Origin of the sequence: Sphingomonas rhizophila (genome assembly GCF_014396585.1) — a bacterium.
GTDB lineage: Bacteria > Pseudomonadota > Alphaproteobacteria > Sphingomonadales > Sphingomonadaceae > Sphingomicrobium > Sphingomicrobium rhizophilum.
Map to the genome: position 1 here is coordinate 174657 of NZ_CP060717.1, position 25915 is coordinate 200571.

A 25915-nucleotide genomic window follows, 5' to 3' on the forward strand; every position below is an offset into this window, starting at 1 on the left:
TAGGCAAAAGGGCTAGCGTCCGCTTTCGACCCAAATCGGACGCTAGCGGTCGGTCGTGTGGCCGTGCCCGGCTGGGCAAAAGCCAATAGGCTGGTTGCTTGAACCTCGATATCGTTGCTGCGATAAGATTCACCTCATTGAACCGTCACGAGATGCGAGCCGTTCTCGCTTTCAGCGAATGTGCACCGCACCGGTAGGAATCGCGCAATCACGTCGGCAGCCGTTCGGCAGTGCTCGCTCGGTTTGACTGTCGTGAATGATCCGCCTCCGGCCACCGCAAACGGCAAGAGCAATTGGTCGGCCAAGTAAGGTCCCGCGAAAGCGTTCGAGGCGAGGTAGCCCTTCATGCGATTAGCAGCGGTGGCAGCCAGCTTCTCAGCCGACAGGCCAAGCTTACCAAAGCCGCTCACAATCTCGGTCACGTGCTCGAAAGCAGCTTCCAATACGAGGATCGTGCCGGGCCCCTGCTCTTCGGGCAGCTCCCGAATTGCGAGTGCGTCATCGGGCCACTCCGGCAACATTTTGCGCACGACCTTCAATTCGCGCTCGGCGATTTCGCGGGGAAGCGCAGCGAAAGTTGCTGTCGCGGCCTGTGACAACTCGGCCCCGCGCTCCTCACAAGCAATGGGTTGCAACGGCGCCGGATCAATGTGGATTTCAATGCGTCCGCCACCGCGGGGATAGAACCCGTGACGGACAAGCTTTGTATCCACCGTAGGCCCCATCCGATTGATGACCGGCAAAAAGGAGCGCGCGATGAAATCGAAGGGAGGCGCGTAAATGTTATGCGTCCCTCCTTCGAGCACGATCCTTGAAGGGGCATCAGCGAGCAGCAACGGTATCAGAATAGTCTGCAGCACAAGGCTGGTGCTGCCGGCCGTGCCGACCGCAAAGTGATATTCGCCAGGCGATACAGACCCAGGATTAAAGGTGATCTCCGACGTTCCGACGCTCAAACCGTCACACGTTGCACCGCCGATCGCGCACGCGGCCTCGACTGCAGTGACGTGCTGACGCATGAGACCTGGCTTATCGCGGCCCCCGCGTGCGTTGATGATTTGGAACGGCTGGCCAGTGACCAAGGAAAGCGCGCACGCATTGCGCACCACCTGGCCACCACCTTCGCCTTCGGATCCGTCGATGATGATCATGCTTTTCTCAGTACTGGGTAGTGCACGTAGCGGGAGCTACCCCTTTACGCACACCACCTGCTTCAAAGTGTGGACGATTTCGACCAAGTCGGACTGGGCCGCCATGACCGCTTCGATCGGTTTGTAAGCCCTTGGGCTCTCGTCGATCATTCCCTCGTCCTTGCGGCACTCGACGCCAGCAGTGTCAGCGATGTGCTCGGCGAGCGTCACTTCTTTCTTTGCCTGCGTTCGTGACATCACGCGGCCGGCGCCGTGCGAGCAACTGTCGAACGACTCCTTGTTCCCAAGACCGCGGACAATAAACGACTTGGCTCCCATTGAGCCGGGAATGATACCCATCACACCCTTGGCTGCGCGGACGGCTCCCTTCCGGGTTACGAGGACGTTCTCGCCGAAGTGGTTTTCGCGAGTCACGTAATTGTGATGGCAGTTCACCGCCTCCAGTTCCGCGTCGAACGGTTTCGAGATTTGCGTCCGAAGGGCGCGGATGACGTTAGTCATCATCATTCGCCGATTAAGAGCGGCAAAGTCCTGAGCCCATTCGACCGCTTCCACATAGTCGTCGAAGTGATCGGTTCCTTCCGCGAAGTAAGCCAGATCCTGGTCAGGCAGGTTGATGAACCACTTGCGCATGTCCTGCTTGGCAAGCTCGATGAAGAATGTGCCAATCGCATTCCCGACGCCGCGCGACCCGGAATGCAGCATGACCCAAACGCGCTGCTCCGTGTCGAGACAGACCTCAATGAAGTGATTGCCCGTCCCAAGCGTACCAAGGTGCACAACGTTGTTCGTCTTCGCGAGCTTGGGATACTTTGCGATGATCTGATCGAAGCGAGCAGAAATTGTTGCCCACGCCTCCACGATCGCGGGGGGCGGATCTCCCCAAGAACCAGTGTCACGATTGCCGCGCCCAACCGTCCTCCCCACTGGAACGGCACGCTCTATCGCCGCGCGAATTCCTTCGAGGTTGTCGGGCAAATCGCTGGCCACCAGGGACGTGCGCGCGGCCAACATACCGCAGCCTATATCGACGCCTACCGCCGCCGGAATGATTGCACCCTTGGTAGGAATGACTGAACCAACGGTCGCGCCGATCCCCACATGAACGTCGGGCATCACCGCAACGTGTTTGAAGACGAATGGCATCCTTGCAGCGCGGGCGAGCTGGTCTCGAGCCTTCTCATCCACCGGAACGCCGCGGGTCCACATCTTGATGGGAACACCCCCTCAACGTGCTGGAAGTCAAAATTCTCGTTCATTGCTTTCGCCTCTTTTCGGCTTGGGGCGACCGGCCCATTCCGGCCGCCCCTTCCACCGCTGCGTCGGGCTGTTCGATTGCACCCGACCCAATTACAGGTTGCAGGTGATGTGCCAATTGCACCGATATTTCGCGCATCTAACCTAAGTATCTGGATTGCTTAGAATTAAAACATATTCCTTCAAAACCTGCATGTAGCAATCGACTGGCAAATCTATCGACATCGATAAACATTTATATCATGGTATCGCGGTGAAGCCCGTCGTCGTCATCGGTTTTGTTGGTTCTACGCTCGACGCGAGCAAGCGAGGTCCCACGCGCTGGAACCAGTGGCGCCCGAGCGTGGGGCTGACAATGCACGAAGATCTCCGTGTCGATCGCTTCGTCATGATACATGGTGGAGTTCATCGAGGCCTCGTTGATTACCTCGCCGAGGACATTGCGGCTGTCTCCCCGGAGACGATGGTCGAACCGATCCTGATGGACTTCGAAGACGCGTGGGACTTCGAAGAGGTCTACGGTAAGCTACTCGACTTCGTCCGTAGCTATCCGCTCGATCCCGATGCTGAAGATTATCTCATCCACATCACGACCGGGACGCACGTTGCTCAGATCTGCCTCTTCCTGCTGACCGAAGCGCACTACCTCCCAGGTCAACTTCTCCAGACCCAGCCTCGTCGCGGAGCCGTCGATCCGAAAGGCGTGTGGAACACCATTGACCTCGATCTGTCGCGCTATGACAGCATTGCGACGCGTTTTGCCGTGGCGACGGCAGAAAGTACGTCATTTCTGAAGTCCGGCATCGACACTCGAAACGCGGCCTTCAACCGCATGATCGACGAGATCGAGCAAGTGGCCGTTCGGAGCCGTGCCCCCATCCTGTTGATGGGGCCGACGGGCGCCGGCAAAAGCCAGCTGGCCCGGCGAATATATGATCTGAAGAAACTGCGGCACCAGGTGAAGGGGCCATTTGTCGAGGTGAATTGCGCGACCCTCAAGGGCGACGGCGCAATGTCAGCACTGTTCGGACACAAACGCGGGGCGTTCACGGGCGCAGCGAGCGACCGCCCTGGCCTCTTGAAATCGGCGAACACAGGAACGCTCTTCTTGGACGAAATAGGTGAGCTTGGTCTCGATGAGCAGGCGATGATCCTTCGCGCCATTGAGGAGAAGCGCTTTTTCCCCATGGGTGCTGACAAGGAAGTTGAAAGTGACTTTCAGCTTATTGCTGGCACCAATCGTGATCTCGCGAGCCGCGTTACCGAAGGGCGGTTCCGGGACGATCTCCTAGCGCGGCTCAACCTTTGGACGTTCCAACTTCCCGGCCTAGCCGAACGCCGAGAGGACATTGAGCCCAACCTCGATTATGAACTCGACCGCTTCGCTGAACGCGAAGGTGAGCGGGTCACCTTTAATAAGGAAGCGCGAGAGAGCTATCTGGCGTTCGCGACCAGTGCGAGCGCCACTTGGCCCGGCAACTTCCGCGATCTTGCGTCAAGCGTCACCCGAATGGCAACTTTCAGCCCCAAGGGGCGGATCGATAAGAGCTTGGTCGACGCCGAGATAGCTCGACTGTCGGCGGCGTGGCGGCCCACTTCCGTGGCCGAGGATGGTCTAGATGACCTGCTATCAACTGAAACACTTCAATCGTTGGACCCTTTCGATCGGGTTCAATTGAGTCATGTCGTTGAGGTTTGTCGTGGCAGCCGATCACTTTCAGAAGCGGGCCGCTCACTATTTTCTGCATCGCGGGCACAGCGCAGTACGACAAATGACGCTGATCGTTTGCGCAAATACCTAGCTCGCTTCGATCTTACCTGGGCAAACCTCCGTGAGACGAGATAGCGCCTCGCCAAAGGCCGAGGAAAGAGGTTGAGGCGAAAGCCGCCGGATTGAGTCTAATCGGCTAGCGTCCGATTTGGGTGGAAAGCGGACATTAGGTTTGACGGCCCACCAGCCCAGCTTTGTGAACAGCCGCTCGGGCGCGGAAGCGGACCCGAGCACAGCGTTCGGTCAGTTCCTTCGGCGCATCTGGCGGACAATCGCAGCGAGTAGACAGCCAATCAATGTCGGCCGGGTCGAGCCAGAGCGCGATGCGCCCCTGTTGCCGTTCCGCCGCGTCGTCTGTTGGAATAGGCTCATTCCTCATAGAGCTACCTTAGGCCGCGACCGCTAATGGCAGCAATGGGTCGAAAGCGAACGCTAGAAAATGACAAGATGGCCGCCTTCAGGGAATGGTCCACGCCATCCGCAGGGGAAGTGACCACGCTCATACCAGTAGGCTTGGCTGGCGTAGAAACCGGGAGGGAAAACGTCCGCAAACTCTGCTTCCATACAAAGGTGAAGAATATCCCAGTTCACAGTATCGCTGAACGCACTTGGCAAGCTGTGCGCGGCAACAACATACCGCGTTTTGTCGTGGACTAGCGCCATCGCTGACGGCTTCACTGCGTTTACGACATCGTTCCATGTTGAAAAAGCTTGAGGTGAGCGTTCGAGCAGACGCTCGCGATAATGATTAGCCGCTTCAAGGCACAAGTTCTCCCATTCCGGCGAAGAACAACTTGCGATTGCCGACGGCCAATCTGGTAACGTCGCGACAGCGGAAGAGGTTTGGACGCCGACGTTCGCGAACCAATCGGCATTCCTTAGTTGCTCAAGCGTGGCCAATGTTCTCGGATGCATGCAGTCACTTTGGATGCCGACGCTAATGTCCGCAATGGGTCGAAGCCGGACGCGACGGGAATAGGTGGAAAGCGGACACTAGTCCGTTATGGTCTGGGTGTGTTTGGGAGAGCCAGCTTGCAGGACTTCGTGCTTATCTCAGTGCCGTGGATGCTCAATCAACAAGTGACAACACATGACGAGCGTGGAAACATCGTGCCGGAGGATGGTGAGTATCAGCGACATGGGGCGGACGTTGTGTTTGTCTTTGCCGAGTTCCTGAAGGCCAAGGGCTTGCTGAACCCTACAGTGGATGTGAGCCGTCGCCCCGACCTTGAACTTCGGTTCTCGGAGCTTACGCCCATAGGGCAGCAGTTCGCTCGGTTCGCCTTGGACAAATGGATGCGCTCGATAGGCCGAGCGGGGCTGAACAAGCCTGTCAATGACCAAGGGTTGGAGCGCCTTTGGGCGAAGTTCACGCCAAAGACGGCCTGATCCCTAATGACCGGAATGGGTCGAAAGCGGACGCTAGCAAAAATGCGTAGACGTTAGGGCGCATCCCCGATGCGATCCGGGTGAACTCTCCAGAACTCGAACGATTCTCGGGCTTTCTCGCCCATCGCTGCACACTGGCCCTCCCGCTTAATCTCGGGAGTGGCATGGTTTCCAAGCACCGCATCGAAGACGCCGGGCTTATCCGTGTCGATGGAGATCAAGAGCATTTTGGTTTTGTCGGACGGTGCTCCAGCCAACGCAAAGCTGCTTTCCTTTTTCATCAAGCGCGAGAGAGAACCGCCCTGCAATAAGTCCGACGGGTCGATCACATCGAAGGGAGTGCCAGAAGTAGATTCCAGCCAGTTCGGAATGAGAACAGCCAAATAGTCGAATTTCTTGCCGTGCTGGGCCGAACCTTCGACCGGGAAAATGCAGTTGTACGCCACTACATTTGCTGGGGCCGCTGGAGCAACGCTTGGAACGGCAAAGCACGACGCTACCAGTAGCACTTTGAAAATTTCGCTCACGCTCTACTCCACAAAATGGGGTCCAAGGGGACTGGCCTAAGTTCGAATAGCTTCTCTAAAAAGATTCCTAAGCAATACAGCGCCGCCTAATGTCCGCAATGGGTCGAAGCCGGACGCGACAAGTTTGGGTGGAAAGCTGACATTAGCCGTGGCACGGTCGCGGCATGAGGAGTGAGCGCGGGATACCCTTGGGCAAGGCCCACTCATCAAAAAATGCGGCAGAGTTTGTCCGCCTTGGCTGGACGCTCGCGCATGAGTTTCGTGCCGAAGGCGACGAGGAGCCATACGAGTATCTGTTCGAATGGCGGCGCGACACGCCCGTAATCTATCCAAACACCAATTCTATCGATTGAAGCTCAGCTAATGTCCGCAATGGGTCGAACCTGGACGCGGCAAGTTTGGGCGGAAAGCGGTCGTTAGCCGATGGATAGTTCGCCACCGGCCTCGCGATGCAGAAACTCGGCGGCCTTGCGAGCCAAGTCAGGGTTCTCGGAGACGATAGCGAGAACGAGTGGCTCGCTCGCTGCCACCTGATCAACGTCTAAGCGATCGGTTTCGTTGTCTTGAATAGATTGAGCGGAGCGGAGCGTCACGGTCAACTCCGTCCAATCCGTCGCTTCCGGTTGGCTGCTGTTCCCATCGCTATCGAAGTTGCAACCTGAACCCCACAGATGTTCGGCTACCCTGTAGTAGGCTGGGCGAGGACCGGGGGAGGTTAATAGAAAGCGAGCCATTTCCGGCTTCTAAGGGGTCCGCTAATGTCCGCAATGGGTCGTTATCGGACGCGGTGGGAATGGGTGGAAAGCGGTCATTAGCTAGCTACCGTCCAAACTTCCCAATGCACGTCAGGACGGCCCTTTGCATGCACGAAAGCTTCCGCTCTAGCGGCAGCTTCATCGGCTGACAGATTTTCGCCAGAAACGTCGAGCAGCAAGTCCAGAGCGGCAACGAAGCCGTTAGCGACAACGACGAACCCATCAAGGCCAAGTATCTGCACGCCAGCATTCGCGCACTTGCGTATGCAAGCGATAGCATCTGCCGTGTCCAGTCTTGGCGGTGAGCCACTCATGCCTGCACGTTAACGCAAGATCTAATGACCGCAATGGGTCGAAATCGGACGGACCCATGAGCGGGACTCGAACCCGCCAAACACATCAGTTTGCCGATGTGCCCACGCCGACCGCGTCAGGGCCCGCTGGAGTCAGTATTGATGTCACTTAGCGTCCGCAATGGGTCGAAAGCGGACGCCTGAGATTGGACGCAAGATGGGCCGCTTCGCCTTGATGGCTTGGCGATAAGCAAAAAAGCGTAGCCCTTGAATTGGCTAGCCTTTGATCGCGACCAACCGTCCACTGCGAAAGATTCCACGTCGCGTATTAAGATATTCACACGCGTGTGAGTGAATGTTGACAATGCGCGATTTGTCGCGCAGCTTTCGATCAGGAAGCCGACGTACGATCGGTCCGAAGGGGAGATGCTCGATGAAAGCACAGTTGCTCGCGACTGCGTGTGCGATGGCCATAGCTTGGGGGCGCCGGCTTCAGCACAAACTACCGACTCAACGGAAATGCAAACCGCTGACTCCGCCTCCGAGGCACAGGAAGTCGTGGTCACTGCGACTCGCCGCGAGGAGCGGATCCAGGACGTTCCGATCAGCATCACGGCGTTCCAGCAGGAAGAGCTCACCGAAAAGGGCATCGTCGGTTACGAAGGCATCGCCCGTGAGACGCCTGGCGTAGTGCTCAACCGGCCAACGCAGAACTTCAACAACTTCACCTCACGCGGCATCGCGACCAATGGCTACAACGCCAATTTGCAGAGCTCGGTGGCCGTCTACATCGACGAATTGCCGGTCTCGACGATCGGCAATACCACGGTCGTCGACCCCAATTTGTTCGATGTGGAGCGGGTGGAGTTCCTTCGCGGGCCGCAGGGAACCTTGTTTGGGTCGGGCTCGCTCTCCGGCGCACTTCGTATCCTGACCAAGAGTCCGAATCTCAGCAGCTTCGACTGGTCGGGGCTGGTCGACTTTGGGATTACCGGCTCCGACAGCATCCGCCAGCGCTACAACCTGATGCTCAACACGCCGATCGTCACCGACAAGTTCGGCATCCGCGCGGTTGGTTTCTACCGTAACGAAGACGGATACCTCGAGAACGTCGGGACGGGTGAAGAGAATTCCAACACGCTGGTCGACTGGGGCGGGCGCGCTATTGCGCTGTGGCGGCCGACCGAAAGGCTGTCGATCCGGGTGCTTGGTTCGTTCGAGGACAGCGATCCGAAGGATTCGTCGCTTACCAGCCCATCGCTGGGACGCGAAAAGCGCGTTTCGGATCAGCCCGACCGCTTCACGGGCAAGCAGACGATCCTCAACGGCACGATCGAATATGAGTTCGATTTCGCCAAGCTGACGAGTTCGTCGACTTATTCCGATTTCGACCAGCGTTTCTATGTCGACTTGGCCGGCACCTTCCCGGCGCAGGCCATCTATCCGGGCGCGCCGATCGCGTTCGGCCTCGACGCCGACGCCTATGACAAGGTGTTCGTGCAGGAAACGCGCCTGGTGTCGTCGCTGGATGGTCCGTTCCAATTCACGGTCGGCGGCTTCTATCTTCGCCGCCGGCGCGACGTCGACTATTTCTACCGGTCGAGCCCGGAGTTCCTGGAGGAGCGCGGGCTGACCGGCCTTCCCGACCAGTATTACCAGAAGCAATACACGCACCAGATCAGCACAGAACTCGCTGGCTTTGGTGAGCTGACCTATCGGTTCTCCGACAAGTTCTGGCTGACCGGCGGCATGCGCTACGGCGAGACCACGGCGCAAGGTTTCACCGAAGAGGGCGGTTATCTCGCGACCGCGTTCGGCTTCAATTATTACACCTTCGCGCTGCTTAACATCCCGGTGAACTTCACCACTTTCACGCCCTACGAAGCGTCGGAGGGACGCAAGGCCAAGGGATCGAAGCCGTCGTGGAAATTGAGCGCGACCTATAAGCCGAGCCCGGACCTCACCACCTACGCGACCTTCGCGACCGGTTTCCGGGCGCCGATCGTCAATGCATTCGCCGGGCGGCCGAGCCTGGTCGACGACACCGATATCATCATCCCGGACGGTGCCTCATCGGATAGTCTGAAAAGCTACGAGATCGGCGCCAAGGGCCGGTGGCTCAATGGCCGGCTGACCGCCAACGTTGCCGCCTATTGGATCGACTGGAGCAACATCCAGGCGCAGGCCAACCGCGTGTCGGACTCGGTGCAGTTCGCAACAAACATCGGCGCTGCCCGCAGCCGCGGCATCGAGTTGGAGCTTGGTTATGCTCCTGTGAAAGACGTCTTCATCGGTGCGAATGGATCCTACAACGATTCCAAGATTACCAAGCTGAGCGAGGAAGAAGCGGCCATCTCCGGTGCGGTCCTTGGGCACCGCCTGTCGGCACCGCGATTCCAGGGATCGCTGTACTCGTCGTACGGCTTCGACCTTAGCAGTACGGTCAAGGGTACGCTGGCCGCCAACGTCCAGTATGTCGGGCCGTACAACAGCAGTTTCCCAAATACGCCGGGCAATCCGACCCTGCCGCTGTCGACTTTCGGGCGGACCGATGGCTATGTGAACACCAACCTCAGCCTCGGCATCAAGCATCGGGACCTGACTGCGCAGCTATATGTAGAGAACGTCTTTGACGATCATTCGATCGTCTACATCCATCCAGAAGCCTTCCTGGTAAGTCGCTTCGGGACGTTGCGGCCGCGCACGGTCGGGCTCCGCATCGGTTACGGTATCTAACCGAAGCGGGTGACCGCTAGTGAAAGGGGTCGGTGACATGGATCGTGGAGAGCGAACGACGACGGGCCAGCGCCGTGGATTCGTGCTGGCGACCCTGACCTTCGTCTACGTCCTCAACTTCCTGGATCGGCAGCTGATTGGTATCCTTGCCAAGCCGATCCAGGATTCTCTCGGTGTATCCGACGGCCAGCTTGGCCTGATCGGCGGTCTATATTTCGCGATGTTCTATTGCTTCATCGCGATTCCGGTCGGCTGGTTCGCAGACCGGAGCAACCGCGTCCGAGTCTTGGCACTGGCATGTGGCATTTGGAGCGCCGCAACCGCTGCCTGCGGAATGGCCGCTAACTACACGCAGTTGGTGGTTGCCCGCATGGCCGTAGGCTTTGGCGAGGCGGGCGGCGTTCCGCCCTCCTACGCGATCATCACCGACACCTACCCGCCCGGAAAACGAGCCGCTGCGCTCGGCATCTTCAATCTCGGCCCGGCGATCGGTGCCGCCGCCGGGGTCGCGTTCGGTGCGGCGATTGCGGTGCGGTTCGACTGGCGAACGCCGTTCATTGTCATCGGCCTGATTGGGGTGGCGATGGCGATCCTCGTCTGGCTATTCGTCAAGGAACCCGAGCGCGGCGCGATGGATGGTGGCCAACCAAGAACGACGGAAGCTGCGCCGTTCTGGCAGACGCTTCGGATGTTTCTTTCCAATCCGACGCTGATGCTCGCGGCGCTGGGCAGCGGCGCGACCCAGTTCGTGACCTATGGCCTCGGCAACTTCGCGGTGCTCTTCCTTATGCGGGAAAAGGGCATGACGCTGGAGCAAGTCGCGGTCTGGTATGCGCTGGTCCTGCTGGTCGGGATGGGCGGCGGCATGATCGTATCCGGCCGGATCATCGACCGCATGCGCCGGGCGAGCAAGGCCGGCTATGCCACCGCGCCAGCGCTGTCGCTGGCGATCGCAATGCCCTTCTATCTGGGCTTCGTATGGGCACCGGGCTGGCCGCTCGCGCTGATACTGCTGACCGTCGTGATGACCTTTAACTATTTCTACCTGTCGGCGTCGGTCGCCTTGGTGCAGGAAGAAGTGAAGCCGAACCAGCGGGTGCTGTCCGGCGCTCTTCTGCTGCTGATCATGAACTTCATCGGCCTTGGCCTCGGCCCGACCTGGGTCGGCCAGGCAAGCGACTGGTTCAAGGCACACGGCCATGTGAGCAGCCTGCAGTCGGCGCTTTGGACGCTGTCTCCGTTCTACATCGTCGCTATCGTCCTGTTCTGCTGGCTCGCCAGACGGCTTCGGCGGGAAGAGATGGCTTCAAAGGTGTCAGCATGATCAAATCGCTAGTGATCGGTTTTGCGACAGGCCTGAGCCTCATGGCGCCGGCGTCCGCCGCCAATCCGACCGTCGACGCTCCGGCCGGAAAGATGATCGGTACCGCCGACAACGGGGTCTCGCTCTATCGCGGCATTCCCTATGCCGCGGCGCCGGTCGGTCACTTGCGCTGGAAGCCGCCGGTCGCCTTGCCACGCTGGAATGACGTTCGGTCGGCGACTGCGTTCGGCCCTGCCTGCGTGCAGCCGGTCTACAAAAAGCCGAACATCTACACCAACCCGCCTGCACGAATGAGCGAGGACTGCCTGACGCTCAATGTCTTCGCGCCCGCGGGCGCCAAAAAGCTGCCGGTGCTCGTGTGGATCCACGGCGGCGCGCTGGTCACCGGCTATAGCCATGAGCCGATTTACGATGCCGTGCGGATAGCGAAGCAGGGTGGCATCGTCGTCGTCTCGATCAATTACCGCCTCGGCATACTTGGGTACCTCGCCCATCCGGAATTGAGCGCGGAGAATGCCGCTGGCATTTCCGGCAACTACGGGCTGCAGGACCAGATTGCCGCCCTGCAATGGGTGAAGCGCAACATCGGCGCGTTCGGCGGCGACAGCGACAATGTCACGATTGCCGGAGAATCCGCCGGTGCCCTCAGCGCCATGTACCTGATGGTCTCGCCCGCTGCGCGCGGCTTGTTCCACAAGTCGATCGTTCAAAGCGGCTACATGATCAGCTCGCCCGAGTTGAAGATCGCAAAGCATGGCATGCCATCGGCCGAGGCGGCCGGATCGACGGCGATGGGCGCGCTCGGCGCCAAAAGCCTGGCCGACCTGCGGGCGATGGACGCCATCAAACTCACCCAGGACGCGGCGACCAAGGGCTATGGCCCGTGGGGCACGGTGGACGGGCATTTCCTGACCCGTCAGCTGGTCGACACCTGGGACCGCGGCGAGCAAGCGCGGGTTCCGGTGATGGCCGGATTCAATGCCGGGGAAATTCGCTCCCTTGGCGTCTTGCTTCCGCCGGCACCGGCCGACGCGACCGCCTATGAAGCAGCGATCCATGCGAAGTACGACGACCTCGCGACCCCGTTCCTACAGCTTTATCCGTCGTCCTCGATCAAGGAATCGATGCTCGCGACGACCCGTGACGCGCTCTACGGCTGGACCTCGGCGAGACTTGCGATCGGTCAAACCGCGGTCGGCGACCGGGCCTATCTCTACCTCTTCGATCATGGCTATCCCGCGGCCGACGACAATGGCCTCCACGCCTTCCACGCGGCCGAGCTTCCCTATGTGTTCGGCACCGCATCATCGACGCCGCCGAACTGGCCCAAGATCCCCGACGACCTCGCAAACCGGCGCCTGTCGACCGCGATGATGAGCTATTGGACCAGTTTCGCGAAGACCGGTCGCCCGACCGCCGCCGGCCAGCCGGCCTGGCCGGCCTATGGCAAAGACGGTCGTTACATGCGCTTCGCCGGTACGCCGCAACCGAACGTAAAACTGTTTCCCGGCATGTTCGCGCTCCACGAAGCCAGCATGTGCCGCCGCCGCGCGGCAGGCGACCAGCCGTGGAACTGGAACACCGGCATCATCTCGCCGGTCCTGACGAAGGCTGCAGGCTGCCGATGATCGACGGAAGCATGCAGGATTATCCGCTGACGCTGGACAAATTCCTTCGTCATGCGGCGAAGTGGCACCCGCACCGGGAAGTCGTCACTGCGGCCGAAGGCGGCACGGTTCGCACTGGATACGCCGACCTGCTCGATCGCTCGGCTCGGGTGTCGTCAGTCCTTCGCCATGTAGGCGTCAGCGTCGGCGATCGCGTCGCGACGCTCGCCTGGAACACGCATTCACATGTCGAAGCCTGGTTTGCGATCATGGGAATGGGCGCAGTCTGCCATACGCTCAACCCGCGTCTGACCGCGGCGCAACTGGCAGAGATGGTCAAGGCCTCTGGGGCCCGCATCATTGTCGTAAGCGCCGACCTCTTGCCGCTCGCCGAGCATGTCGTGTCGCGCGCCAGCAACGTCGTGCGCCTGTTCGTCGTCGACGGAATTGCGGAAGACAAGGTAAGGGGCGGTGCACCGGTGCGGGGTCTTGAAACAGCTCTGTTGGAGGCCCCGGCTGATCCCGATTGGGGGAACTTCCCGGAAACGTCGCCAGCCGGCCTCTGCTTCACGTCAGGTACTACCGGACAGCCGAAGGGCGTGACCTACACTCATCGGTCCAACTTCCTGCACACGCTCCGAATCTTGCAGGCGGACGTCATGGCCTTTTCCGGTCAGGATGCGGTACTCGCCGTGGTGCCGATGTTCCACGCCAATGCCTGGGGTTTGCCGTTTGCGGTCCCGGCGGTCGGCGGAAAGCTGGTTCTTCCGGGACGGCATACGGACGGCGCCAGCCTGGCTCGCTTAATCGCGACCGAAGACGTCACCGTCGCGGTCGGCGTTCCCACCGTCTGGCTGGGATTGGTCGACCATCTGGACGCCACCGGCGAAGAGCTGCCCAGTCTGAAGCGCATCATCGTCGGTGGCTCGCCAATGCCGCCGGCCCTGATGGAGCGCCTCGAGCAACGTCTGGGCGTGACCGTGCAGACAAGCTGGGGAATGACCGAACTGTCGCCATCGGGAACCGTGGCCATCCCGAACGATGAGGCGCGGACCGCCTCTACCTCGGGCCGGCCAGCGATTGGGGTCGACCTGATGGTCGCCGACAATGTCGGCACTCCGCTGGCGGAGCAGCGGAATAGCGAAGGTCACCTGCACGTGCGCGGCTCGTCGGTCGTCGACCGCTATTTTGGCGAAACAGAAAGCGCGGCGTCAGCGGACGGCTGGTTCCCGACCGGCGACTTGGCGCGCATCGACGTGGCCGGCAACCTTACCATTACCGGCCGGTCGAAGGACTTGATCAAGTCGGGTGGTGAGTGGATCAACCCAGCCGAAATCGAAGCCGCCGTCGGTGCATTGCCTCAGGTCTCTTTGGCCGCGGTGATTGGACGATCCGACGTCAAATGGGGCGAACGTCCGGTGCTGTTCGTCGAATTGAGTTCGAACCAGCCCATCAGCGACGATGACCTGCTTGCGCCCCTGAAAGATCGGGTAGCGCCGTGGTGGGTGCCAGACGCCGTCATTCGGCTGCCGGTGATGCCGCTCGCATCGACCGGCAAAATCGACAAGAACAGCCTCCGAGAACGATACAGTGATGCTTGAGAGTCCTGAGAAGCCTGCCGCATCGGCCAAGAAGGCGACCTCCACCGCCGGTGTCGCGAAGCGCGAGCAGGCCGCGCGGCGCCGCGCGACCAAGGCGGAGCAACGCGCCGAGACCATGGAGCAGATCCTCGACGAGGCGGAGTTTCTGTTTTCGAAGCATGGCCTGCACGGCGTGACCCTGAAGGACGTCGCCAAGCGGGCGAGCGTTCATCACACGCTGCTCAACTATTATTTCAACGACAAGAAGAGCCTGTTTGACGCGGTGTTCGCGCGGCGAGCCGTGGTCACAAGCGAGCGCCGGATGCGCGCACTTGACGAATATGAGGCCGAATGCGGCGGCAAGCCGACGGTCGAGGGGGCATTGCGTGCGTTCCTCGACACTGACCTCGACCTCTACATCGAGGGCGGGGAAAGCTGGAAAAATTACGCCGCGCTCGGCGCGCAGGTTGCCAACACGCCGGAATGGGGCGCGGAGCTGATGGACGAGCATTTCGACCCGGTCGTGCTTCGCCTGATCGGCCTGCTCAAACGGTCCCTGCCCGACTGCAGCGAAGAGAATATCTTCTGGGGATACCACTTCGTCACCGGCGCCCTGATGCTGACGCTGGCGCGGACCGGCCGCATCGACAAGCTGTCGGGCGGTCGCTGCAAGTCGGACGATTTCATCGCCGTCAAAAAGCGAATGGCCTCTTTCATGGCTGCCGGTTTCCTCGGGATCTGCGGACAGAAATAGCGCTCACCATCTCCCCAAATTCGACAGGCCCAGAGGGCTGGAGGCATTTTCCATGAAGCTTGAACATCGCGTGGCAATCGTAACCGGGGCTGGTGGCGGGTTAGGTCGTTCGCACGCTCTTTGTCTCGCCGGGCAGGGCGCTCAGGTCGTCGTCAACGACCTCTCCGAAGATGCAGTCGCGGCGGTGGTCGACGAAATTCGTTCAGCGGGCGGCACCGCCATGGCCGGCGTCGGCTCGGTGACCGACGAGGCGGCGGTGGAGCGCGTCGTCCAAAGGGCGATCGACGATTGGGGCGGCGTCGACCTCCTGATCAACAATGCCGGTATCCTTCGCGACAAGAGCTTCGCGAAGATGAGCATCGAGGATTTCCGGACGGTGGTCGACGTTCACCTGATGGGCGCGGCAATCTTCTCCAAGGCCGTCTGGGCGCAAATGATTGCGCAGCGCTACGGTCGGATCGTTATGACGACCTCATCGTCGGGCCTCTACGGCAATTTCGGGCAGGCCAACTACGGCGCCGCTAAGATGGCGTTAGTCGGCCTGATGCAAACGCTCGGAATCGAAGGTGAGAAGTACAACATCCGGGTAAATTGCTTGGCGCCGACGGCGGCGACGCAAATGACGGCCGACGTCCTGACAACCGAGACGCTGGAAGCGCTCGACCCTCGCTGGTCAGCCCCGGCCTCCTCGCGCTTCTGACGGAGGACGCGCCAACTCGTTTCATTCTCTGTGCAGGCGCTGGACATTTCGCGAAGGCAAACATCACTTTGACCAAGGGAAAGTACATTGGCCGCGATGACGGCGAGGAAGTGTTCGCGAAGCTGGACGCCATTTCCGATCGTCAGGGCGAGCTGATCCCCGCTTACGGTTTCAAGCAAGCCGAACTCGAACTCCAAAGCGCCGGGTTGGGAAGTTCGACGGTCGCTGTGGATCGAACCAGCGCAACCTGATCTTCCGAAAGCCATCCTCTACCAGCGAGGAGGCTATTGCATTTCGTCGCCTTAGCGCGGTCGCTTCGAGCTAGCCTAAGCGATCTCGGTGCGCATATGGGATTCCGTTGCCCACGTAGGGTCCAACCTGCGTACCTCACACCGTAGAAGTAGCGTGCAGCTAGTGTCCGCTTTGGGTCGAAAGCGGACGCGGCAAGTTTGGATAGCAGGCGATCAAACCGCTGACGATGGACGCAATGGTAGGGGATTTATCTGTGCCACGCGGTTACCGAAATGAGGGGTCCTACAATGACGGCTTCGGCGGTCCGGAGCTCCTGGGATGTCTCGGCGGTATAGGTTGCTTCCTCTTTCTGGGCTTGCCTGCAATTTTCAGCGCGACGTGGGGCTTCCTACATGCCGGGGGAGACGGCAAATCTGGGAACGCATTAAGTCTCGTTACTGCCCTTATTTTCGCGACCGCAGTCACGGTCGTTGGTAGTTTTGCTGTCGCGAGGATTTCGCGCGACACTCACGACGACTAGCGTCCGCAATGGGTCGAAATCGGACGCGGCGGATATGGATGGAAAGCGGACGCTAGCGTCGATTATATGCCCGTATGCCCTTAGACCTGCCTTTCATGCAGATCCCGCCTGCCGTAGACAGGGTTCTTACCTATATTTTTATCTGCGCGCTGATTGCTGCCCTTATGCTTGGATACCCAAAGTCAGTCCGTTTGCAGGAGAACGAAAAATTGTCGGGTTGTTTCGTTCGAGGAGACATCCGCTTGCAAATTGGCAAAGACAGCTTCCGAGCGTCTCAGGAGAATAGGCTTGTTCGGGGTCGGGCGAGCTTTTCAAAAGATAAGCTCAGCTATTTTGGCCTGTTCGATCCGCCCTTCAAAGTCGTTCCGACGCCGAACGATCGACTTGAAGTAGATGACGGGCACGGCCGAGATATCGTGAATGTGAGGTATTACAAACCTACTGCGCAACGCATTCGCATCCTGCAGTATCAAGGCCAAGACCTGATATTCGATCGGCTTCCCTGTTAGCCCCTACACTAGTTTGAGCGCCGGGCTTTCAGTGGCTGTGCCCCGGCCACCCTAAAGTCCGGAACGGGTCGAGACCGGACGCCAGCGATCTTAGCGGTAAATTGAGTGCACACGCACCGAGAATGGCTAGATTGAAGATGCCGGCACCAATCTAACGGCCGACAAGTTATCTTCTAAGGGCTTCGCTTGTTTTTTCAGAAGCTGCAACAGCTCAGCCCTGTCCTCCCGAGCATTCGTCAAGTCGCCCATACGTTGATAGGCATCCGCTCGCATTTGCAACGACCAGGCGTCGGACGGGTCGCGGGTCAGTGCCTTGGAAAAGTGATCCACCGCTGCATTTAGATCGTTCGCAAGCAGAAGCAGCAACCCTTCGCCATGGACCAGAACCCTGTTCTGAGGGTCAATGGCGCGAACGGCGGCGAAATCTTGTTTCGCGTGCACAGTGTCCTTTTTCCATGCGTAAGCGAGTCCCCTGTTGGCCAGCGGCCATTCATCTTTTGGATCAAGGTCATGAGATCGGGTGAAATCGCTGATCGCTTCGTCGAAGCTCCGCGTATTCAAATAGATTAATCCGCGACGGAAATAGGAATCGGCGTCTTTTGAATTTTGCGAAATAGCGCTTCCGTAGTCGCGCAGAGCCGCCGACATTTTGCCCGTCTGCTCGTAGGCGAGGGCTCGGTCGTAATAGGCTTCGGGATAGTTCGGTTGCAGCCGAAGGGCCGCCGTGTAGTCGGCGATTGCTGCCTTGGGACGTCCTAGGTCAGCGTGCGCGATGCCCCGAACCAAGAACACGTCGGCGCGAGACCATCCGCCGAGCGATGTCTTTTCTAGAAGCAGTTCGCTGCAGGCTGGGATGACTTCTTGGGGCTTGTGCTTCCTCTCGTCATTGAAACACCGGTCTCGTAGGGGTTGCGTCGCCGCGTCACGGGCCGTCTCAAACGCAACTGAAAGGCAAACGCCGCCAAGGACACCATTCCATGCCATGGACGCCCAAAATCGCTTTGGCTGCGCCCCCGTTCGTATGTGTTGTTAAATCCGCGTACGAAAGGCTCGATCTCGCCCTTCAAGAAGCCCTGAGCCACCGTAAACAAGGACCAGCAAGCAAAGCCAAACAGTAGAGCCGCAAAGAAGCTTGGCTGTTTCGCCAGCTGCTTCCCTGCAGGAGTGTAGGCGATGAACGCAATCCCGGCGACGATCGCCGCGAGAGTAAGATACTGCCAGTACCACTTTTTGGTCGGCCTGGACCGCTCGAGTGGTTCCAAGTTTCCCCGGCCAGTTTGACGCGGGAATGCGCTCCTGGATGCATCCTCTTGTGCGAACCGCCACTTTCGAAATGCCTGAACAGCCGCGAACAATACGAGCCCGCCCCAAAGACGAGCCAAAGCCGGTTCCATCCCGAAAAGACGTCTTGGCGAGAGGTTCCGATGAACGGGATCATCAGCCCGCCGAAAGCTGCAGTCGCAATCTGCCCATATGTCATGCGTTCGAAGCGCAAACGGCGAACTTCGTCTGCCGGGCGTTCACCAGCAATGGGAGTGCGGCTCCCAAGCTCACGGGAAGGCGCAGCCCATGCCCATCGGTAGTAGGCCAAATATGGGACCATCACCAAGGCGACGGCGATGAAGACGGTGGCTTGGGACAAGTCGAGGACTTTGAGCAGCGACATTCCAAGGAGGCAGGCGAAGACCACGCCTAGCCCGCCGTAAATTATCCATCTTGCACTGCGAAGACTTTGGTCGAACTCGTCGACAAACTTGCGCCGTTCGTCCGCGGTGACCCTAATCGCTTTTCCCTTTTGGGATCGGCGGTAGATGAAACTCGCCCCGTCTTGTTCGAATTGATCAGCAAACGTTTGCCGGAGATGGTCCCAACCCTCTGCAGCTGACATTGCCATAGTCACGACGTTAAGTCGTCAGTCTCGGTCGTCAATGGAAAGGCGTAAGTGACCCCGCCTGAGAGCACGAAAGGGTCGAAAACCGGCATAGATAAGTACGGAAAGTTGAGGTCGCGCGTCGATTCAAGGAAAGGCCGTTCGGCAACTGGGAACCCTGATGCAGAGCCAATAATGGAATCAATCCTGCAGTTTGGACACAGAGCCGTATCTTCATTGTCGCACCAGTCTTCAATCTCGGCCGGAGCGCACGTCTCGCAGCAATGGAAGCAGCCGCACACCGCACTCCGCCTTATTTCATCTCGATGGCGGCCACAGTGCTTGTGCGCGGCGGTGAGGATGCTTTCAGGGTTGCCCATCGCCGCTATTATTGTGCGTTGGCTAATGACCGAAATGGGTCGAACGCGGACGCGGCGAGAATGGGTGGAAAGCGGACATCAGCTCGGCAGGTTTTGTCCGCAAAAGTCGATGACCAGGTTGCCTGACTGTCTGTCAAAAGAGCCGAATGCTAGAGCGTAATCGCGGTCATCAGGGTTCACCCACTCCGCAGGCTTTGTGACCTTTCTACCCGCCTTAAATCCGTAAACTCCGGCCTGCCTGTAGTGAAATAGTACCTTGGTCTCATCGACCTCGCGTCTATCATCCAAACCGAAGGAGTAGAGCCGCTCCCACCGTTTCAAATCTCCCACGCACCGGTCTCGAGCGACTTGAGCTTCCACGGCATCAATGAGCTCCACACTCGGCTTTCTATGGCTCGTGATGCGCTCGTAGTGTTCGACCATTTTCGGTGTGAAGCCATCCGGGAGGTCATTACGAGAAGCGGGCGGCTCGCCGCATGAGCCAACGGTCTGGATAAGCAGAGGCGCAATGATAAACCGAAAGACCACCATCATGGCGTTATCTGCTGCGAGGCTAATGTCCGCAATGGGTCGTTATCGGACGCGGCAGAAGAGGGTGGAAAGCGGACGCTACGTACTCGTCTCAGCTTTTCCGCTCCTGCTCTTTGGCCAATAGTTCTCGGATGCGAAGAAGCGCGTCGTCGCAGTCGGCCAACAGCGCCAGCCTGATTTTTCTCGCCTTACCATGTCTCGGCACGATCATGAGGCTGTCACCCTCGATCCTAATATCTGCGAGTTGCGAGAGCGGGTATGTTTTGAACGGAATGGTTCGCACCCGAAGCTCAGCATCGTCAGCGACAAGTGCCGGTCGCCCGATCGCCGACCTGACCGCGTAGAACGCGAACCATGCACTCAGAATCAATGCGCCGGCCGCTGCCGACACGCCAAGCAAAGTCATCCTCCCTCGACCGCCAACGATTGCTCCGACAGGCCCGTCAGTTTGCGGTCCAAGTGCAATCCAAGCTGCACACGCCCCGAACAGAACGGTTCCGAAAAACAAGGGTGCAGCCCGAAATGCGATGCTAATAGGCGGCCGTTGCAGGTCGTATTCCATGCGCCGGTGATCGCACCCAAGCACAACGTCCGCAATGGGTCGAAGGTGGACGCGGTACATGAGGGCGGAAGGTGGGCGTCCCGCAGGAGTCAGCTAAGCAATTTTACGTCGACGCTTGCCCTTCGCAATGCTTCCAATCGATCGTGCGTTCAGGGCGCGCGGTGAATTGGCGCAAGTGAAGATCTGCTCCTCGCGCTTGATGGTCGAATCTTGTGGAAGGCCTTCAACGGACTTCATCCAGCCGATTAGCGCTGGTAAGAATGTCGAATGAGCAAAAACCTGCGCTCTTTCCTTTTCTTCTGATGAAACAGCGCAAGATCGCACTGAAAACCTGCCCGTCTCGCGCCCCAGGAATGAACCCGGCGGATGATAGGAACCACTCAACGCAGGCTCATCCCCAATCCCCCCTTATGCCGTTGATGCAGTGAAACCGGCAGCATGACACCAGCGCGACGGACACTTTCGTCAAGGAGCGAGGGCTTGAGTGCAAAGCTCAATCCGGCCGGAAGCTTCTCCTTAAAAATCTCCATCCCGCAGAGTATGCCGATGCCTCAGATCATGGGCAACTGATCGCGGAGCTAATGTCCGCAATGGGTCGAAGTCGGACGTTAGCCATTACCAAAGACGCAGGTCGTCGATCCGGAATTCATCCGGAATTCAATTGTCAGCCCTCTGCTCGGCGACGAATGAATGCAGCCGCTGCTTTCCCGAAATGGCGGCTAGTCTCCTTCGGCGCCACCATGACCACGGGCGGCGAGGAGGACAGCGAACGGGATGACAGGCGGCTCGTTACTCACTCGATCAATGTCCGGCAAGCTCGCCTCGCTTCGCAGCAAAACGCAATTTGCATTAACCAAAAAATTAATGAGAATGAACCGCCGAGTCGTTGCGTCAGGGGGAATGATATGCGTCGCTTTTTAGCCCAGCTGGGGTTGGCCGCTTTAGTCGTACCTGCAACTCCGTCGATTGCCGGTGAGATGGTCGTTCATACGAACCAATTTACAGCTGCATGGGAAGGAGCGTTTTTCCGCTTTGATCCAGCCATTGGGCAACTCACCGCAGTAAAGCTAGACGTCGATGTGCACGCGACGAGATGGTTCGATTACGTGCCTCCTGCTGATGGCAGCACCTCTGAGACGATCCAGTGGCAATTGGTCAGTCCAACCAACCTTGACGTTCACAATTCAAATTTTGTCAGGCAGGAGAACTTCAAGTTCGACCTCCTCGGGGAGGGCAGTGCTACACTGGCCCCCTACACGCTAGGTGTGGCGGTCGTGGACGCGCAATTTAGCTTTGCGATGAACCCGGCCCTTTACCAGACCGACCTGACCAACAACCCTTTTCCCAATTACGACTACGGGATAAATGACGATGGCGGCCTGGCTGGGGGCGACCTGATCTTCACTACAAGGGACGGAGTTCAGGCTCGCCAGCTCAGTTGCTTTTACACCTTCGGCCAATGCGGCAATCGGATCCTCTACACTCTGACATTTTCTTTCGTCCCTCACGGCGAGCCCGTCCCAGAACCTGGCACTTGGGCAATGATGCTCATTGGATTTGGAGCGATCGGCGCGAGCCTGAGGCGGAAGTCGCGCAACAACGCGAGCCCGGAACTAGCCTAAGCAAGCTTCAGATCTTGATTCGGCTAGGCTGAGCCATTCTAGTGGTTAAAGGGGCTCTGTCAGACCAAATGCACCTCTGAGTAAGGATCGCAGGGTAGGGCGCTGCCATGCCCCGACCACGCAAACCTGCCAGCCCGTTCCGCTATTTCAACAGCTCGCCCGAGATCATCCGCTTGGCGGTGATGCTGTACGTCAAATACCCGCTTAGCTTGCGCAACGTCGAGGACCTGCTGGCCGAGCGCGGCATCGACGTCAGCTACGAGACCGTGCGCCACTGGTGGAACAGGTTCGGGCCGATGTTCGCCGCGGACATTCGCCGGCAGCGGGTGAGCGCGATGCGCGGGATGCGCCAGTGGCGCTGGCACCTCGACGAGATGTACGTGAAGGTGAACGGCGAGATGCGCTACCTGTGGCGCGCCGTCGACCACGAGGGCGAGATCCTCGAGAGCTTCGTCACCAAGGAGCGGGACAAGGCGGCGGCACTGAAGTTCATGAAGAAGGCGCTTAAGCGCCACGGGTCACCGGAAGCGATCACCACCGACGGCCTGCGCTCCTACAAGGCAGCGATGACCGAGCTCGGCAACCGGGACAAACAGGAGGTCGGACGCTGGGCCAACAACCGGGTGGAGAACAGTCACTTGAGCTTCCGAAGACGCGAGCGATCGATGCTCAGGTTCCGGCGAATGAAGACACTTCAGAAGTTCGCATCCGTCCATGCCAACGTCCACAACCACTTCAACTCCGAACGCCACCTCGTCGACAGACAGACCTACAAGGCACTCCGCTCTGCCGCCCTGGCCGAGTGGCGGCAGCTTGCGGGCTAGGCACGCGCCTCAAAGACAGAACTGCGCGCAATCGGAGAATTGTGCGACTTAGTCTGACAGCACCCGCCCAACAGTTCCGCAAGCGCCTGTCGACCAAGGTGCAGCTTTACGCGCTCACCCTCCTCTTCCAACTGCCACAAGTCCTTGGTGTCGTGACCATCAGTGGAAAGTTGCAACGAAACAGGCGCAATGATCTTGCGCCCGCCCAAAGGCGAAAACGGGCCGTTAACCGTCCGCTCGGAAGGCTTCGTCAGGTTGAGTGTGCGCTTCGCTGGGTAGGTAGCTGCGCCGAGGAGCTCCACCAACCCAATCGTGCACTTCAGGCCCGCTTCGTCCGCATGGAAGTGCCAACCCTTTAGGCCGCTCTTTTCAGGCTTGTAGCGCCACAGGTGCACGACGCCCACTTGTCCCCACTGATTGATGGCATCCTTCATCGCGCGACCGTATCACAGTCGCGGAGGCGAGCCAGCCAATGGTCCGCTCCCCACCCATTGCCGCCGCGTCCGATAACGACCCATTGCGGACGCTAGCGCGGCGCCGCATTATCTAACTCATGGCTAGGTTTTGGCGAGCACTGCGGCGATTTTTGGGGTCAGCGCCGCAAAGTGGTTTGGCCGCCGAGGCAATCTCTGAGCGCCTCCTAGATCAGCGGCTTAGGAACCGCCTCATGGAGCAGGTTCTCAGTCATGCAGACTGGCAGGCAAGAGTTACTGAGTCCGATGTCTATGAGCATTTTGAAACTTTCTTCGACTTCTTCCCCTATGACGGAGAGCCCTATCCGAACGACGCGTTGACGAGAGACGAGCGAGCAGCCCTCACGGATGTCCATGCGCTGGTGAAGCAAGCCTATGACTGGCTGCCCCACCTCAAGCGGCGTCACGCGACGTGGGACGAATACATCGCCACCGGTTGGCCACAGCGCATTGAGCCGGTCGCGGACCAGACGCTGAAGCTTATGCTCAAGCGGGGTCGCTTCGCCGAAGACCGTGAGGAAGACGTGCCTTCCAGAAACGACGGATGGCCTTGGCAGGTGCGGTATGAGGCCGAGTAAGGGAACCTCAGCGTTCCGCTCGAACTTGCTGCGTCCGATATCGACCCATTGCGGACATTAGCCAGACTGATAACGCATCACACATGGCGAGAAACGAAATTGGTCTGACTTTGCTGCAGTTGGAAGCGATCCTCGACCCGGTTCGCAAGATTGCGGAAGACGCAAAGCAGGGCCAGGGCGTCGATGTTGCCTTTGACGAAGGGCATCTGTTTGGGATCGGCTCGATAGTGCTCCTGCTGAAGCAGCGACTAAAAGATTTCGGGATTGATCCAGAGGAGACAGCATTAGCTGGTTTGGACGAAGCGTGGTTCAGCGCGATCAGTGAAAAGATCGGCCCGCTCCCGCTCGCCTAGCGTCCGCTTTCCACCCAAATCGGACGCTAGGGTGGGGCGCCCAAAACTTAAGGCCGCCGCATAGGAAACCGCTCGCACCCCACGAGCCTCGCAAACCGTAACATCAGGTGCGCGAAGCCAGCGACCGCAAGCCGCCCTAGATGAGCCTATTTTAGGCGCTCCAGCCGATTGGAGCAGCCATGAACCACGAGACACCTTTACCCATTCGCGGCGGCGCCAAGCTGCCCCTGCGGCCGATGCATGTGTGGGGCATCCGTGTCAGATTGCAGGTGCAAGGCCGGGTGCGCGACCTGGCGCTCTTCGACATTGCTTTAGACAGTAAGCTGAGGGGCTGCGACATTGTCACCTTGCGCATTGGAGACGTGTTCGCGGCCGGCGCCCCAAGGAAGCGCGGGATGGTCGTCCAACAGAAGACGGGGCGGCCGGTGCATTTCGAAATCACCGAGCAGACGCGCCGCTCCCTGGCCGCTTGGCTGGAGCGCCGTGGCGGGAGTGTCGGAGATTGGTTGTTCCCCAGCCGTATGCAGCCTGGTGGTCACATTTCGACGCGCCAGTACTTTCGTCTGCTCAAGCAGTGGATCCGACTGATTGGATTAGAGGCATCTGGCTACGGAACGCACAGCCTGCGGCGGACCAAGGTCAGCCTGCTTTACAGAAAGACAGGCAACCTTCGAGCCTGTCAGCTTTTGCTTGGCCATACGAAGCTGGAGAGCACCGTGCGTTATCTAGGCGTCGAAGTGGATGATGCTCTGCAGCTATCCGAGGCGCTTGAACTCTAGTGTCCGATTTGGGTGGAAACCGGACGCTAGGCTATTTGGGATCCTCGGGCCGGAGCACGTTGATCACGTTTTTTCCTCGACCCTCAAGAAATGTCAGATCAACTGACAATCTTCGCCCGTTGAGATCAAAGCTCTCCAGCGAATATCTGAGGAAGCCTCGTACCACTTTGGAACGCGCGACGTCCTGCATTTCCCGACCCGTCCCATCTGAAATGAAATTGGACGAGGCCGAAACGTCGCCCCGAACGAGGCGGCGCATTGCTTTGAGAGAATAGCCAGAAATCCAGACAAGGATCGCCAACCAGAACACGATGGCTTCCAAAATCCACAATCGCCCACCAAAGGTAAAAACGTTTTCAGCGTCGATTGCCTCACCTCTCGCTCTCGGAAATGCCAGCGCCACCAGCAGCGCCACGATTGGGAATACAATCGCTAATGCGATCTTTCCGTAGTGAGGTTTCGAAGTGGACACGCATTGAACTTGGCAGCCAGTCCTAACGTCCGCAATGGGTCGAAAGCGGACGCGGCGGGAAGACGCGGCGGGAATGAGTGGAAAGCGGACCTAACGGGTTGTAGCTACCCGGGGTGAGAAGAATCCTTCGACCTGACGGCTTCGCCATCGGATTATTCCTGGTCGGCTTAGTCGTGTTCTTTTTGCCGCTCATGTCGATGCCGGGCCTCATCGCCATGCTGTCGGCGCTTACCTACTGGATAACGATGGTGCTCTTCAAAGCTGCTCAGCGCCCACGCGCCTGACTAAGACTGACGTCCGCGATGGGTCGAATGCGGACGCGGTGGATTTGAGTGGAAAGCGAACA

Annotated in this window: 24 protein-coding genes and 1 pseudogene; 14 read left to right on the forward strand and 11 right to left on the reverse strand. The window is 59.1% G+C overall.

The genetic code is table 11. The features are described 5' to 3' along the window. Positions 1-134 precede the first annotated feature (134 nt). The gene (rtcA, locus tag H9L12_RS00860) at positions 135-1151 is read right to left on the reverse strand and encodes an RNA 3'-terminal phosphate cyclase (RefSeq protein WP_187542228.1); all 1017 of its coding nucleotides are present in this window, start codon (positions 1149-1151) and stop codon (positions 135-137) included. A gap of 36 nt (positions 1152-1187) precedes the next feature. Beyond that, positions 1188-2360 (reverse strand): RtcB family protein, encoded by a 1173-nt coding sequence (locus H9L12_RS00865; RefSeq protein ID WP_187542229.1) that lies wholly within the window; start codon positions 2358-2360, stop codon positions 1188-1190. A 301-nt stretch (positions 2361-2661) separates the two neighbouring features. On the opposite strand from H9L12_RS00865, the gene rtcR reads away from it, so the two are divergent. Next, the gene (gene rtcR / locus H9L12_RS00870; RefSeq protein WP_187542230.1) at positions 2662-4254 is read left to right on the forward strand and encodes an RNA repair transcriptional activator RtcR; all 1593 of its coding nucleotides are present in this window, start codon (positions 2662-2664) and stop codon (positions 4252-4254) included. A gap of 357 nt (positions 4255-4611) precedes the next feature. On the opposite strand, the gene H9L12_RS00875 is transcribed toward rtcR, so the two are convergent. Beyond that, positions 4612-5079, reverse strand: a complete 468-nt coding sequence (locus tag H9L12_RS00875) for a hypothetical protein (RefSeq protein ID WP_187542231.1) — start codon at positions 5077-5079, stop codon at positions 4612-4614. Between the two features lie 132 nt (positions 5080-5211). Between H9L12_RS00875 and H9L12_RS00880 the strand changes: the two genes are divergently transcribed. Then, the gene (locus tag H9L12_RS00880; RefSeq protein ID WP_187542232.1) at positions 5212-5568 is read left to right on the forward strand and encodes a hypothetical protein; all 357 of its coding nucleotides are present in this window, start codon (positions 5212-5214) and stop codon (positions 5566-5568) included. 53 nt (positions 5569-5621) lie between these two features. On the opposite strand, the gene H9L12_RS00885 is transcribed toward H9L12_RS00880, so the two are convergent. Together H9L12_RS00885 and H9L12_RS13085 are read right to left on the reverse strand one after the other, a co-directional pair. Continuing rightward, complete coding sequence (locus tag H9L12_RS00885; protein WP_187542233.1) at positions 5622-6095, reverse strand: hypothetical protein; 474 nt, start codon at positions 6093-6095, stop codon at positions 5622-5624. Positions 6096-6511: 416 nt separating this feature from the next. After that, complete coding sequence (locus H9L12_RS13085) at positions 6512-6694, reverse strand: hypothetical protein (protein WP_223177130.1); 183 nt, start codon at positions 6692-6694, stop codon at positions 6512-6514. A gap of 1007 nt (positions 6695-7701) precedes the next feature. Between H9L12_RS13085 and H9L12_RS00895 the strand changes: the two genes are divergently transcribed. The 7 genes and pseudogenes from H9L12_RS00895 to H9L12_RS00925 all read left to right on the forward strand — a co-directional run bounded on the left by H9L12_RS00895 (position 7702) and on the right by H9L12_RS00925 (position 17125). Then, the gene (locus tag H9L12_RS00895) at positions 7702-9879 is read left to right on the forward strand and encodes a TonB-dependent receptor (protein ID WP_246450472.1); all 2178 of its coding nucleotides are present in this window, start codon (positions 7702-7704) and stop codon (positions 9877-9879) included. A 37-nt stretch (positions 9880-9916) separates the two neighbouring features. Continuing rightward, a complete protein-coding gene (locus H9L12_RS00900; RefSeq protein WP_187542236.1) occupies positions 9917-11203 on the forward strand; it encodes a spinster family MFS transporter in 1287 nt (428 codons plus the stop codon). Next, a complete protein-coding gene (locus tag H9L12_RS00905) occupies positions 11200-12831 on the forward strand; it encodes a carboxylesterase/lipase family protein (protein WP_187542237.1) in 1632 nt (543 codons plus the stop codon). Before H9L12_RS00900 ends, H9L12_RS00905 begins: the two co-directional genes overlap by 4 nt. Then, positions 12771-14411 carry a long-chain-fatty-acid--CoA ligase gene (locus H9L12_RS00910; RefSeq protein WP_343060429.1) on the forward strand — a complete coding sequence of 547 codons (1641 nt, stop codon included), beginning with the start codon at positions 12771-12773 and terminating at the stop codon, positions 14409-14411. Before H9L12_RS00905 ends, H9L12_RS00910 begins: the two co-directional genes overlap by 61 nt. A gap of 115 nt (positions 14412-14526) precedes the next feature. Continuing rightward, positions 14527-15144 carry a TetR/AcrR family transcriptional regulator gene (locus H9L12_RS00915; RefSeq protein WP_187543101.1) on the forward strand — a complete coding sequence of 206 codons (618 nt, stop codon included), beginning with the start codon at positions 14527-14529 and terminating at the stop codon, positions 15142-15144. A 52-nt stretch (positions 15145-15196) separates the two neighbouring features. Further along, positions 15197-16095, forward strand: a pseudogene (locus H9L12_RS00920) (SDR family NAD(P)-dependent oxidoreductase). 616 nt (positions 16096-16711) lie between these two features. Beyond that, positions 16712-17125, forward strand: a complete 414-nt coding sequence (locus H9L12_RS00925; RefSeq protein WP_187542238.1) for a hypothetical protein — start codon at positions 16712-16714, stop codon at positions 17123-17125. A 126-nt stretch (positions 17126-17251) separates the two neighbouring features. On the opposite strand, the gene H9L12_RS00930 is transcribed toward H9L12_RS00925, so the two are convergent. The 4 genes from H9L12_RS00930 to H9L12_RS00945 form a co-directional block, all read right to left on the reverse strand. Then, the gene (locus H9L12_RS00930; protein ID WP_187542239.1) at positions 17252-18109 is read right to left on the reverse strand and encodes a tetratricopeptide repeat protein; all 858 of its coding nucleotides are present in this window, start codon (positions 18107-18109) and stop codon (positions 17252-17254) included. Positions 18110-19453: 1344 nt separating this feature from the next. Next, positions 19454-19909 carry a hypothetical protein gene (locus H9L12_RS00935; protein WP_187542240.1) on the reverse strand — a complete coding sequence of 152 codons (456 nt, stop codon included), beginning with the start codon at positions 19907-19909 and terminating at the stop codon, positions 19454-19456. A gap of 88 nt (positions 19910-19997) precedes the next feature. Beyond that, on the reverse strand, positions 19998-20468 hold the full coding sequence (locus H9L12_RS00940) for a hypothetical protein (RefSeq protein ID WP_187542241.1): 471 nt from the start codon (positions 20466-20468) through the stop codon (positions 19998-20000). 93 nt (positions 20469-20561) lie between these two features. After that, entirely contained in the window at positions 20562-20852 is a 291-nt protein-coding gene (locus H9L12_RS00945; RefSeq protein ID WP_187542242.1) for a hypothetical protein, read from the reverse strand. A gap of 356 nt (positions 20853-21208) precedes the next feature. On the opposite strand from H9L12_RS00945, the gene H9L12_RS00950 reads away from it, so the two are divergent. Next, positions 21209-22090, forward strand: coding sequence for a PEPxxWA-CTERM sorting domain-containing protein (locus H9L12_RS00950; RefSeq protein WP_246450475.1), 882 nt, complete (start codon positions 21209-21211; stop codon positions 22088-22090). 107 nt (positions 22091-22197) lie between these two features. After that, positions 22198-22914 carry an IS6 family transposase gene (locus tag H9L12_RS00955; protein WP_187542243.1) on the forward strand — a complete coding sequence of 239 codons (717 nt, stop codon included), beginning with the start codon at positions 22198-22200 and terminating at the stop codon, positions 22912-22914. On the opposite strand, the gene H9L12_RS00960 is transcribed toward H9L12_RS00955, so the two are convergent. Continuing rightward, on the reverse strand, positions 22911-23348 hold the full coding sequence (locus tag H9L12_RS00960; protein WP_187542244.1) for a hypothetical protein: 438 nt from the start codon (positions 23346-23348) through the stop codon (positions 22911-22913). The two genes, H9L12_RS00955 and H9L12_RS00960, sit on opposite strands and share 4 nt — an antisense overlap. 233 nt (positions 23349-23581) lie before the next feature. Between H9L12_RS00960 and H9L12_RS00965 the strand changes: the two genes are divergently transcribed. The 3 genes from H9L12_RS00965 to H9L12_RS00975 all read left to right on the forward strand — a co-directional run bounded on the left by H9L12_RS00965 (position 23582) and on the right by H9L12_RS00975 (position 25097). Beyond that, on the forward strand, positions 23582-23965 hold the full coding sequence (locus H9L12_RS00965; protein WP_187542245.1) for a hypothetical protein: 384 nt from the start codon (positions 23582-23584) through the stop codon (positions 23963-23965). Positions 23966-24048: 83 nt separating this feature from the next. Next, positions 24049-24318, forward strand: a complete 270-nt coding sequence (locus H9L12_RS00970) for a ubiquitin family protein (RefSeq protein WP_187542246.1) — start codon at positions 24049-24051, stop codon at positions 24316-24318. A gap of 179 nt (positions 24319-24497) precedes the next feature. Beyond that, positions 24498-25097: a tyrosine-type recombinase/integrase gene (locus H9L12_RS00975; protein WP_187542247.1), complete on the forward strand. Its 600-nt coding sequence runs from the start codon at positions 24498-24500 to the stop codon at positions 25095-25097. A gap of 31 nt (positions 25098-25128) precedes the next feature. Here H9L12_RS00975 and H9L12_RS00980 read toward each other — a convergent pair whose 3' ends face one another. Next, on the reverse strand, positions 25129-25512 hold the full coding sequence (locus tag H9L12_RS00980; protein ID WP_187542248.1) for a hypothetical protein: 384 nt from the start codon (positions 25510-25512) through the stop codon (positions 25129-25131). Between the last annotated feature and the right edge of the window lie 403 nt (positions 25513-25915).

What these genes read in the sequence shown, in the direction of transcription:
- H9L12_RS00865 (WP_187542229.1), bottom strand. Translation starts at nt 2,360, where the DNA reads ATGTGGACCCGCGGCGTTCCGGTGGATGAGAAGGCTCGAGACCAGCTC.
- H9L12_RS00935 (WP_187542240.1), bottom strand. Translation starts at nt 19,909, where the DNA reads ATGATGGTGGTCTTTCGGTTTATCATTGCGCCTCTGCTTATCCAGACC.
- H9L12_RS00930 (WP_187542239.1), bottom strand. Translation starts at nt 18,109, where the DNA reads ATGGCATGGAATGGTGTCCTTGGCGGCGTTTGCCTTTCAGTTGCGTTT.
- H9L12_RS00900 (WP_187542236.1), top strand. Translation starts at nt 9,917, where the DNA reads ATGGATCGTGGAGAGCGAACGACGACGGGCCAGCGCCGTGGATTCGTG.
- H9L12_RS00950 (WP_246450475.1), top strand. Translation starts at nt 21,209, where the DNA reads ATGACCACGGGCGGCGAGGAGGACAGCGAACGGGATGACAGGCGGCTC.
- H9L12_RS00970 (WP_187542246.1), top strand. Translation starts at nt 24,049, where the DNA reads ATGGCGAGAAACGAAATTGGTCTGACTTTGCTGCAGTTGGAAGCGATC.
- H9L12_RS00915 (WP_187543101.1), top strand. Translation starts at nt 14,527, where the DNA reads ATGGAGCAGATCCTCGACGAGGCGGAGTTTCTGTTTTCGAAGCATGGC.
- H9L12_RS00975 (WP_187542247.1), top strand. Translation starts at nt 24,498, where the DNA reads ATGAACCACGAGACACCTTTACCCATTCGCGGCGGCGCCAAGCTGCCC.
- H9L12_RS00965 (WP_187542245.1), top strand. Translation starts at nt 23,582, where the DNA reads ATGGAGCAGGTTCTCAGTCATGCAGACTGGCAGGCAAGAGTTACTGAG.
- H9L12_RS00905 (WP_187542237.1), top strand. Translation starts at nt 11,200, where the DNA reads ATGATCAAATCGCTAGTGATCGGTTTTGCGACAGGCCTGAGCCTCATG.
- rtcA (WP_187542228.1), bottom strand. Translation starts at nt 1,151, where the DNA reads ATGATCATCATCGACGGATCCGAAGGCGAAGGTGGTGGCCAGGTGGTG.
- H9L12_RS00960 (WP_187542244.1), bottom strand. Translation starts at nt 23,348, where the DNA reads ATGAAGGATGCCATCAATCAGTGGGGACAAGTGGGCGTCGTGCACCTG.
- H9L12_RS00925 (WP_187542238.1), top strand. Translation starts at nt 16,712, where the DNA reads ATGCAGATCCCGCCTGCCGTAGACAGGGTTCTTACCTATATTTTTATC.
- H9L12_RS00940 (WP_187542241.1), bottom strand. Translation starts at nt 20,468, where the DNA reads ATGGAATACGACCTGCAACGGCCGCCTATTAGCATCGCATTTCGGGCT.
- H9L12_RS00955 (WP_187542243.1), top strand. Translation starts at nt 22,198, where the DNA reads ATGCCCCGACCACGCAAACCTGCCAGCCCGTTCCGCTATTTCAACAGC.